At 49.5% G+C, this 9,997-nt stretch carries 9 protein-coding genes; 1 reads left to right on the top strand and 8 read right to left on the bottom strand.

What is annotated here, in order from left to right; translation table 11 throughout:
* Positions 1–171 precede the first annotated feature (171 nt).
* The 7 genes from cas2 to G451_RS0110560 form a co-directional block, all read right to left on the bottom strand.
* The gene (cas2, locus tag G451_RS0110590) at positions 172–462 is read right to left on the bottom strand and encodes a CRISPR-associated endonuclease Cas2 (RefSeq protein WP_027184232.1); all 291 of its coding nucleotides are present in this window, start codon (positions 460–462) and stop codon (positions 172–174) included.
* Positions 463–465: 3 nt separating this feature from the next.
* Complete coding sequence (cas1c, locus tag G451_RS0110585; RefSeq protein WP_027184231.1) at positions 466–1,479, bottom strand: type I-C CRISPR-associated endonuclease Cas1c; 1,014 nt, start codon at positions 1,477–1,479, stop codon at positions 466–468.
* Entirely contained in the window at positions 1,464–2,177 is a 714-nt protein-coding gene (cas4, locus tag G451_RS0110580; RefSeq protein ID WP_027184230.1) for a CRISPR-associated protein Cas4, read from the bottom strand. The genes cas1c and cas4 overlap by 16 nt, the downstream gene beginning before the upstream one ends.
* Positions 2,178–2,181: 4 nt before the next feature.
* Positions 2,182–3,102 carry a type I-C CRISPR-associated protein Cas7/Csd2 gene (cas7c, locus tag G451_RS0110575; protein WP_027184229.1) on the bottom strand — a complete coding sequence of 307 codons (921 nt, stop codon included), beginning with the start codon at positions 3,100–3,102 and terminating at the stop codon, positions 2,182–2,184.
* A 10-nt stretch (positions 3,103–3,112) separates the two neighbouring features.
* Complete coding sequence (cas8c, locus tag G451_RS0110570; RefSeq protein WP_027184228.1) at positions 3,113–5,095, bottom strand: type I-C CRISPR-associated protein Cas8c/Csd1; 1,983 nt, start codon at positions 5,093–5,095, stop codon at positions 3,113–3,115.
* A complete protein-coding gene (gene cas5c / locus G451_RS28810; protein WP_034641643.1) occupies positions 5,077–5,799 on the bottom strand; it encodes a type I-C CRISPR-associated protein Cas5c in 723 nt (240 codons plus the stop codon). Before cas5c ends, cas8c begins: the two co-directional genes overlap by 19 nt.
* A gap of 66 nt (positions 5,800–5,865) precedes the next feature.
* Entirely contained in the window at positions 5,866–8,232 is a 2,367-nt protein-coding gene (locus tag G451_RS0110560) for a CRISPR-associated helicase/endonuclease Cas3 (protein WP_034641641.1), read from the bottom strand.
* Positions 8,233–8,988: 756 nt separating this feature from the next.
* Between G451_RS0110560 and G451_RS0110555 the strand changes: the two genes are divergently transcribed.
* Positions 8,989–9,222, top strand: a complete 234-nt coding sequence (locus G451_RS0110555; protein WP_027184226.1) for a hypothetical protein — start codon at positions 8,989–8,991, stop codon at positions 9,220–9,222.
* Positions 9,223–9,367: 145 nt separating this feature from the next.
* Here G451_RS0110555 and G451_RS0110550 read toward each other — a convergent pair whose 3' ends face one another.
* On the bottom strand, positions 9,368–9,934 hold the full coding sequence (locus G451_RS0110550; RefSeq protein WP_027184225.1) for a GrpB family protein: 567 nt from the start codon (positions 9,932–9,934) through the stop codon (positions 9,368–9,370).
* Positions 9,935–9,997 lie beyond the last annotated feature (63 nt).

Here is a 9,997-nt window from a genome sequence, read left to right as displayed (position 1 = left end):
GCTTGGCGCGTAGTAAAATCGAGGACTTTACGCCGACCCTCTCCATCGTTCCGCAGAAATACATGTTTTGTTTTTATATCACCTCCTATTTCATTAGTATATAACGATTTTTGTGAAACGCCGACATCCTGATGGAATGGCCACTGCTTGGGGTCGGCGCAGCATATTTTTTCAGATGATAAGCGGCCCTGTTGGGTCGTATCCTTGCTTGGCTCCCACATGCTCGAGGCGCCGTTTCCAGTTTTTCCCGAGAAAATAGAAACGCAGTGAATCCGATTCTTCATCGATTATATCGAGGAGTTGCAAGCGGAGACCTGTCCATTGGGCTGGATCGACAAGACATTCAAAGACGGAGAATTGCACTCGCTGGCCGTGGTTCTCGCAAGCTTTTGCGACTTGGCGCAGGCGTTTCCGCCCAGCTGGCGTTTGTGTGTTGACGTCATATGTTACAACAATCAACATGGTTCATCTCCAAAGCATGATAGGATAGGAATCGAGATCTCCACGGAGATGACGTGCCAGAAGCATTGCTTGAATATGCCAAAGCATGCCGATTTCAGCGGTTTCATCCAAAAACGGATGTGTTATTGTTTCACGCTTCCGTTCAGCATAGGCAACAAGAACCGTTTTCCGTGTTTTGTCATCCATGAAAATAGCTCCGCTTGGCGAGGTGTGAAATTCTTTTGATTGAATCATCCCACGGTTAATGAGGCGGAGAACCAGCCGATCAGCAAATGTGGCGCGAAATTCTTCCATAAGATCAAGCGCAAGACCCGGACGACCAGGTCGATCGGCATGCAGAAACCCTACTTGTGGATCAAGTCCGGCTGATGCCACAGCGGCCGCACAATCATGTGCCAGAAGGGTGTAGACAAACGAGAGCAGACTATTGATCGCATCAAGCGGCGGACGACGTGATCGACTACAAAATTGGAATCCATCTTGTTGAATACGATTGTTCAGCACATTGAAGTAGATTTGCGCTGCATTTCCTTCAATTCCACGGGCTGTATCGATTGAAACAGAAACATCCAATTGTTTGCCCAGGCAGCCAATCTCATGGGCTGCTTTGCTGATTGCTTCGTCTCCCGTTGTACGAGCGGAACGAAGAAGCATTTGTCTCGCATTCGCCAGCTTGGAGACAACAAAGAGTCGGGCCAGTTCCGCCCGACGATAATCATCATCGGCAACGCGAAATTGTTCTCGCCGCAGCAAAACATTGCCCGATGACGGTGGTCGCACACAAGCAAGATAGCGACCGGAACGTGAAAGAAACGATACCGCCAGACCGCGTTCAGCACAGAATCCCAACAGCGCCGGGCTCGTCCCGACACGACCGAAGGTTACGATACCTTCCAACGTATGGATTGGAATTTGTAATAAGACCTTTTGATCCTGGGAGACGCAAACCGTTTCACCGTCTTTGTGAATATACGTTCCTTGGGTTGTGACATACAGCGTGTTTAGGACATGTCGCATGTATCGTCCTCGAAAACCCGCATCATGCGGGAGTTATGAGTGGCTGCACTCTTTCCGGATTCGCGAGGCATGCACTGTGCAACTAAAGAACATTCCTTGCATTTTTTGCTATAGTGCGCAGGGGGAAGTCTTTTTGTCCGCACAAGTTCATGGAAGGATTGGGCGGCGTTCAGGGTGCATACCCGCAGGGTATCGTCAAAAGATACATCGAGACGACGACGTGTTTTACCGAAAAAAAGTGCTCCATTTTTAATATGAATTTCAAGTATATGTTCAAGGCACATAGCTTGAGCACAGAGTTGGATGAGATATCCCTGTTCCTGGCGCAGTCGACCGCGTTTGTATTCGACAGGAAACGGATGCCACCAGCCTTTTTGTTCTGGTAAGCGACATCCGTTTTCCTTGTGATCGGTCGGCGTAAACTCGACAACATCGGCTATGCCAACGAGTCCTAATTGAAGAGAACGAATATGCAGAGAACGGGCTATCAGTTTCTCTCCCTGTCGTTCGAGACGTATCTCCGCATCGACACGACGATGAAAGTGGGCCCCCTCCATGGTCGCCGCGCTTTCAGCCCAAAGTCGTTCGATATGGATCAATGCAGCCCGTCGAGGGCAATAGGCCATGTGCGCCAGGCCGGAAAGCGGGAGAAGATCGGACTCGTCATAAAGACGCGTTGGTGTCGGTTGCGCCGGCATGCGATTATTCCTGTGCTGTTTTATCTAAAACCGACACGCCATCCGGCATACGATCATTGAGTTCGTCGATAGATGTTACGGTGTAGTCGGTAAAAGCGCGAGGTGTCTCAACCCCTTCAACCCGCTGCACCTTCACCATGTCAAACAATTTGTGCGAAGGGGCATTCCCTAGAGCGCTTTCATGTTCGAACACATAGCAGCCTCGCGCCGCCATGCGACCACGTGCGGCCGAATGATCAAGGTCGAACATATTGGTCAGAGCCGTCCACAATACCTGTAAGTCGTCTTCAGAAAATTGCGTTCCATCATCGCCGCCGGCCAAATTAGGGTTGATGAACCCATATGCCGCATAGAGACCATAGGCCACAGTGTGTTTGTGTCCAATTTCCGTTTGCGCCGAAGTTCCTTCTTTTTTGGATTCCTTGGTATAGGCAACGCGTGTAATCGCATGATCGGTGCTGAAAATGCGATCATAGGAACGGGCAAATGTGATTTGTACCGGACCGCGTACCTGTCCGCACCAAAAGTCAGTGGTACTCATGACTGCGCCGAATGTACGCACATCGAAAAAGTTTTTGCACATCCACGCACGAGCCATTCTCATCGATTCGGCCTTGGTGTTTTTGCCTTTGGCTTCTTTGTCAAGTTCCTTCAAATTATCGTAGGGCATGCGCTGGCGGCTTTCCAAGGAATTGCCTTGCAACACATAAATATCGTAGCCGGGTTCGATGGCTCCAGACTGACTTTTTAAGGCATAAACATAGTCACGGATTTTTCGCTTCAGGCAAACATCGGATACAAGCCCCTGATATGTTTCAGGGTCAAATCGTGGAGTGTTCGCAAAATCTGGGTCTCCATTAGGATTGCCGTCCGTGACATCAAACAAGTAAAGAAAATCATATCTTTTATTAATGATGTTGCTCATTGTCGTCTCCTCAAGATGCTTCAATGTTGTTTTGTTGATCTTTTTCTTCGTTTTTGGCTTTGCTTTGGCGGATACTTTCTGCTTTTTCAGTATGATACCCTATTATAAATTCGCCTTGCTGTTTTAGACTGAGATTGCCGGGAAACGACTTGCCGACCTGCTCCATGAGTTCTGAAATGCGCTTGGAGATCGCAATTGCGGTGCCTTCTCGCTTATTGCTTCGTAATCGTCGGATGTGAGCTTTGCTTAATCGTTCCAGGTAAGGAAACGCCAAAGCCGGCCAAAGGGATGCTTGGGAAAAATAACGATCCACCACAGAGACGTTGAGTCCTGGGCCTTCGTTTTTTTCGCTTGAGTCGTTTTTTGTAGCCTCTACCTTTCTTCCTGCTTGGTATTGCAGATTTTCGTACTGGGCCATGAGTCGACCGCAAACGAATGCAGGGCGTTCGGCGAGATATTCGTTCACGAATGCCTCCATCTCCATGTTGAGGGTGTTTCCGGATTCATGGCGCTCAATATCATAGACCGCCATACGAACCAGGCCGATTCGATAGGGAATGAGTCGATCACTCGATGGTTTGCGTTCTTTCGAATTCGCTTTTTCACTCGGATCTTTTTGTTGACCGATGCGAATGCGTCGCAGAGCGGCATCGAGTATTTCGTAGCCCAATGGCGTGCCGTAAAGCGCTCGCCGCAAAAGCATCATGGCGCGACCACTATTTCCTGAATCTTTGGGGTCTGCGCGTGGAGGCAACAATGATTTGAGCAGGGTATACAGACCGACAGGTTTAGACGGCTCCCCAGCATCAAAGACATTGGGGACACTCAAGCCGCTCAACCAGTTGCGTACATTATCGCGGACACTTCCAAGGCGTTCATGAAACCAATCCCGCACAACAAGCCTGGCACCGGTCGCAGACACCACCAGCAAATAAAAGTCATTGTCCGGATCGATGTCATTCAGTGCGTCTTCCATTTGTCGGGTATATGGCGCGTTAAGCAGATTTCGTATTGTTTCGGGGTCTGGTGAATCCACCATGCCAAACATGGACATGTCTTCGGGGGCTTTGGTCCAATAGAGGAAGGCCATGCCTTCATAGTCCGAACGCGTCGGGAGCATTCTTCCTTCGCTGCGGCCCCGACAATGCTTTCCCGGTCGGAGCAAGTCATTGATACCGGTTACATACGCGCTGGCCGTTTGGATGCCGACAGGACTGTTCGCGTTTTGTTTCCAACCGTACGACTGAAACGCCGCTTTATCGAAGGCCATAAGACTGACGCCGGCCGACTGTCCGCCGAGGCTTGATGTGCCTTTGATTTTTTCGTGAGTGGTGGCAAGCGATGTGACGTCACCGGTGACAAGGCACATGCCAGTACCGCCTTCTTCATGGCGTTTGGTAAAGGCTTCGTCATAATACGGTGCCCACCATGTTTTCACCGCAGATTGTTCAATCACGGGTTTATCGGCGCTATCGCTTTCCGATGAAGAAAACCGAACGGCAAGACAGACGGCTTCGGTTCCAGGTTTCTGTTCTCGATACTCCTGTGCAGCCTGCTTCACGGCTTCTTCATTTTTATAAAAAGCCACACATGCCGCGAGCATCGGGTCATTCGTTGCTATCGCCGCATGACGGAGCAATGCGACAAAGTCAGCATTTTTTTGTTGATCTCGCGGTTTCATTTTTCCATCCGTGAGATACTCTGCCGGGAACACATATTCAGCCGAATCACATCCGAGCAAAGGGAACACACCGGAGTTGCGGTTGACGGGGGATTTCGGCACAAGCAGACTATCCGGAAACGATGCCATTTTATCCGTTCCGTCTTTGTTTTTCCCCGCCGGCCGTTCGTGCGTATGTTCGCTTATCGAGAGAAATGATCCGTCTTCGCGGATATCCACCCAAAAACGGACTGGCTTCTCCTCAAACTGCGGGTGTTCCGTCATTTCTGTGAGATACGTGTGGGCATACTCGGCTAGGGCTTGTACGAGCATGACAACAGCTCCTTTCGTATGGCGTTGTCGGTAATGGCCGTTTCAGGTCGTGTATCCACAACGCCATTGTGCATATGCGCGCGAAAAAACAGCGGGCGATTGTCCTTCCCTTTCTTATCGAACAGGATGTCATAGAGCATATAGCCGAGATCACGCGTTTCAGAGAGAGGGATTTCGTCACCTGTTGGAGGTTCCACACGAGCAACGAATTCTCGGCAGCCAAAACACGGCGTGCGGTACCACTGTCCTTTGTGTAAACGCCGGGTAAACATCTCTACATACTTTCGTGGCGTGTTATTGCCGTCGTTCTCCTCGAATACGATTGGTCGCGCTTCGATAATGTAGGCAACATCCCGTAGAGCAAGAGTGTTACGAGGTGTTCCATCCGTTCCTTGACCGGCTCCGGCTACTTGCGGGGTGTATTTCTCTGGCTTCTTCATCCACCCCAGAACGCCGGATGCTCCTGTTACCGGAATCGTACTTTGCACTTCATTGCGTTTGAGCGCTTGAAACCGGATAGGCGACAACACCGTAATGGACTCGATACGCCAACGCATTTGCGGTTTCCACAGAATGGAATCCACAATACCGCGAGCGGCCGACGGCGTGATAATGTCGTATGAGACTCGCTCAACCTTCATTTCCGGCCGAGAAAAGCAGGCAAGCGGACCGCTGGCCTTTACCCGGACGATTTGGTCTTCCACATGCGTCCTCCTGGTTTGAGGTTGAAAAGCGCTTTCGAAAATACGTCGCGCGTGAAATTTGTCATTTTACATCATCGCTGTTGTCACTCCAGGGCGATCGAGTATCAGGCCAAGGTATTCATCGTAGTTTTCTTGCATACAACAGCCCCAAATATCACCTTCCGGCCAGAGTCGAGTAATGATTCCCAATTCACAGGCCAGGTTGAACTCATGCGGATATAAGCCGACCTGAAAACGACCGGCACGACGCATGATGTCGCGATCGATGTGTTGCGTTGATCGAAGCTCTTCCATCAATTGTTTGCCGTCGCCATACGGAACAAGAACCGCTTTGGTACGATCATCGATAAGATGGAATTGTTTGGAGACTTCAGGGAAATCGAAACTGAGACGAAGATTGTCGATGTTTTTGGGGTCCTGGTCGTCTTCATAGAGCCGATTGAAATAGCGTCGAACGTCTTTGGGGGTGTGCAACGAGAGACCGTCCAAAAGAAGAGCACGCGTTATGTCGGTTTGGCTTCGGTAGGGCGTTGCATTGTCTTCCGGCTCGAAGACGATAAGCCGACCGGCAGGAGCGCCTAAACGCGATGTTTCCCGGCCTTCTCGGTCACAACGACCGGCGGCTTGCACAATGGAATCGAACGGTGCCATGGCGCGCATGACAACCGGGAAATCGAGATCGACCCCCGCTTCAACGAGTTGTGTGGTGATAAGGCGACATGGGAGGTCGGTATTTTTGCAATGGGCTTTGATGGTTTCAAGAGTTGTCAAGCGATGGGCTGCGCACATGCGCGTGGAGAGATGCCAACAGTATTCCGTTGTCTCCCGTAACTGCGCAAAGATATCGGCGGCGAGACGCTTCGTGTTGACAATAGTGAGAACACGACCGGACCGTGTGCCGCGCTCCGTTGCTTCTGCCTCTATTTCTTCGGCAATACGCTCACTGCTCCATGTATCGTCTTTGGATGGCCATATTGGTTCAATGACTCGTCGGAACGTTTCGGAAAGACGTGCATGGAGCGTTGGAGAAATAATGGGAAGAATACGTCCCTGTTCGAAGCGTTTGTCGCGATCACGTGCTTCATGCGGTTTTTCAAAAGCAGGCTGCGTGGCCGTGCAAAAGACGAAATCGACCCCAAAATCGCGGGAGAGGGCATCCATCATGGACAACAAGGGTGCGAGAAATCCTTTCGGAAGTGTTTGGACTTCATCAAGAATCACAATAGAGCGGGCGATATTGTGCAAACGGCGCAGGTCCGATGCCGCGTTGGAAAAAAGTGATTCAAAAAAACGCACGGTGGTCGTCATGATAATGGGAGCATCCCAATTCTCTCGGGCGAGATCGTCGCGAGGGCGATCATAGAGACGTTTTTCCAGATCCTTTTCGTCTGCTGTTTGGAAGGTTTCGTTGCCATCATTTTCAGAAATGCTTCGTTTTCGTCCTTCCTCTGTACGAGGCATCGTGTCCAAAGAGCCGAGTTCGCCTGAATGGTGTTCCACGACCGCGTTTTTTCCCAATGCCTTGGCATAGACGGCAGCGTTTTGCTCAATGACACTCAAAAATGGAACCACGACGAATACACGCCGATAGCGTTCGGGAAAACACTTTGCGCGTTTCAAGGCAAAAGCCATGGACGAGAGCGTTTTTCCTGCCCCCGTGGGGAGGGGAAGTGCAAACATGTTGCCGTCGGTGCCGGCCGCGTCGAGACAGGCGTTCAGGGCATCGCGTCGACCAGCTTTAATCGGACCGTCAGGACAGTTTGCCGCCAGTCCGCCAATATACTTGAGCAATCGATCTAAACGATGCGAGGCATCCAACGGTTTAGCCGTGGGCAAGGCTCCAAGTTCGTGGCGAATACAATCACAACGGTCGGCATCGATAACGCATGAGGACAACATGCGAATACGGAGGTCCATGCGTTTTTTGTCATTGTTGCTTGATGAGTTCATGAGTGGAGTCGGTGCGGGCCAGGGCTCGTCAATTCCGTCGAGATGGTCTTCACTGGCACGGTTGAGACATTCCGTGGCGAGCGAAGCGTTTTTTAGAAGATCTTTATGAGCTTGCGCTTTATGCAAACCTGCATGGTGCCCATATACAGCAAATGCCGCCTCGTGCTTTGCGTTTTGTAAAGCGTGGCATGCACCAATCGGAGCGTGTGATGTCCGTTTCTTAATGTGCCCGTTAGCCGCGTCGCGTAACATCTGCTGAAAGCCATCCTGATATTTTCCCAAATCATGCAACAACCCGGAGCGCTGCGCTGTATCGATAAAAGACTGATCATCCGGCTTGGCGTTGTGTGCAAATTCGGCGGCACACCGAGCCGCGCCCAATAAGTGTTCGCGAAGGTGCTGCCAGTGCGCCCCCGGATCATCAGGAAGAAGGGTAGGATTGTAGGGATCGGTCCGGGCATAAAAAGGTTCTTTTGTCATCATGTCTCTCGTGCGTGTCGACCCGGAGAAGCAGTCGAGAGTGGGGTTGGGTGGGGATTGTAGTATTGATTTTGCTCTGGGACGTATCGATAGCTACTTATTACCAAGCAGCAATACTGAACTAGTTTCAATCCACGCCCTCGCGTAGGGGGCGATATGAGCAACGGTTATGCTTTTGAGTCTTGATTCACGCCCCAGAGCAAAATATAAGGTCAATGCTATGAAAAAATAGTATTTAGAAAAGTAATGCTGTCATGCTATTTTTTTGTTAAAGTTATACCTGTATTGCAATGGGCTAACTGGGAGACTATTTTTAATAAAGAGAGGATACTCGCTAAAAAAACTGGACGTTTAGAAGGTATTCTCCAAATAAATTGACAGAATGTCTCCGTAACCGTTTTTTTGTATACAAAGGAAATTTCCGTGATGCTTTTCAATAGCGTACCCTCATTGTTGGCTTGTGTAAGAATAAGAATACGCAGATAAATACAAAATGTCAATTCTGCAACAATACTTAACTAGACGATGGATTTGTGTTTTGGCGAATGACTTTTATTAGTAGATTGATATTAGATGGCTAGCTCCACGATGTGGTTGTATTTTGTTTGAGACGCCAAAAGCTTTAAGACTGCTAATTGGGTTCACTATAATCCGATACGCAAGCATGCGGTCAATTGACACCCCATCGCAAATGATTGATTTTTAGCGTGACGGGGTGCGAAGATGAATGGAGCGTGCCGCATATGCCAGGATAAGACGATGACATTATTATTCGACGATTCAAAAAAATTGGAAAAAGCGTTGGGCGAAGAAGCTGCCAGCGTCCTGATTAAAATCCTTGAAAAACAGGACGAAGAGACTCGACGGGAGCTTGCCACGAAACAGGACTTGCGAGAGTTGGAATTGCGACTCAAGCACGACCTCACCGTTCGTATGGGAGGGCTTCTCGCGGCGACTGTGACAATTATTGCTGCGTTGAAACTGTTTTCGTAATTGTGTCTGTTCGCATTGTGTATTTTTGTAAACGAAATATTTTATACGCGACTAAAATTTTTGAAAATAGAATGCTTGTTTTTGTGTGAGTATGTAACCAGCCACAATTTTTGACGATGTATTGTTCCTCTTTCTAAATGTACTTTCAAAAGATGTTTTCATCGTCGAGCGTCTCTTGAATGAAGCTCCCTTTGGCGGTGGTATATGCGATACGATTGTTTTTGTGTTGGAGTTCAAGGCGCTGCTTCAGGTTGGCGTATTCATGGGCTCGTTCTGGATTTGCAAGAAGGATATCCCGAAACCGTACCTTGTTTGCCTGCGCTCTGGGGGCATCGATGTGGAGATGGTGGGTGCGTGTGCCATTGGATGCGCGTTTGATGCACCAGGTATAGTATGGGGGGATATTGCGATTGCCATGAGGACGCCAAAAGCAATCATATCCTTGGGATTCGAGAATTTCAGGGATAAGGCGTTTACCGCGTTCCACGTCAGTAATCTCAATGAGCATGTCGATAATGGGTTTGGCGATAAGGCCGGGAATGGCTGTGGAGCCGATATGTTCAATGCGAATGATCAAGTCAGCGGGAAGGCATGCCTCCAAATGGCGTTTTTCTTCTTCGAAATGACTCGGCCATGCGGGATCATACGCCGATAGCATCACGATTTCTGCTGTGACGCGAGCGATTTTTTCTGCAAGCGTTTCTTTTGTCATCGTACGTTGTTCTCGTATAATAAAATACAGGAGAGCCCCCAATGGGGTTCTCCTGCATATTAT

It is taken from the genome of Desulfovibrio inopinatus DSM 10711, from assembly GCF_000429305.1.
Lineage (GTDB): Bacteria > Desulfobacterota > Desulfovibrionia > Desulfovibrionales > Desulfovibrionaceae > Alteridesulfovibrio > Alteridesulfovibrio inopinatus.
The sequence above is the reverse complement of the archived record's forward strand: the minus strand, read 5'-3'. Positions and strand labels throughout refer to the sequence as shown.

Coding starts and splice junctions, on each gene's coding strand:
- cas2 (WP_027184232.1), bottom strand. CDS start 462: ATGTTGATTGTTGTAACATATGACGTCAACACACAAACGCCAGCTGGG.
- cas1c (WP_027184231.1), bottom strand. CDS start 1,479: ATGCGACATGTCCTAAACACGCTGTATGTCACAACCCAAGGAACGTAT.
- cas4 (WP_027184230.1), bottom strand. CDS start 2,177: ATGCCGGCGCAACCGACACCAACGCGTCTTTATGACGAGTCCGATCTT.
- cas7c (WP_027184229.1), bottom strand. CDS start 3,102: ATGAGCAACATCATTAATAAAAGATATGATTTTCTTTACTTGTTTGAT.
- cas8c (WP_027184228.1), bottom strand. CDS start 5,095: ATGCTCGTACAAGCCCTAGCCGAGTATGCCCACACGTATCTCACAGAA.
- G451_RS0110560 (WP_034641641.1), bottom strand. CDS start 8,232: ATGATGACAAAAGAACCTTTTTATGCCCGGACCGATCCCTACAATCCT.
- G451_RS0110555 (WP_027184226.1), top strand. CDS start 8,989: ATGACATTATTATTCGACGATTCAAAAAAATTGGAAAAAGCGTTGGGC.
- G451_RS0110550 (WP_027184225.1), bottom strand. CDS start 9,934: ATGACAAAAGAAACGCTTGCAGAAAAAATCGCTCGCGTCACAGCAGAA.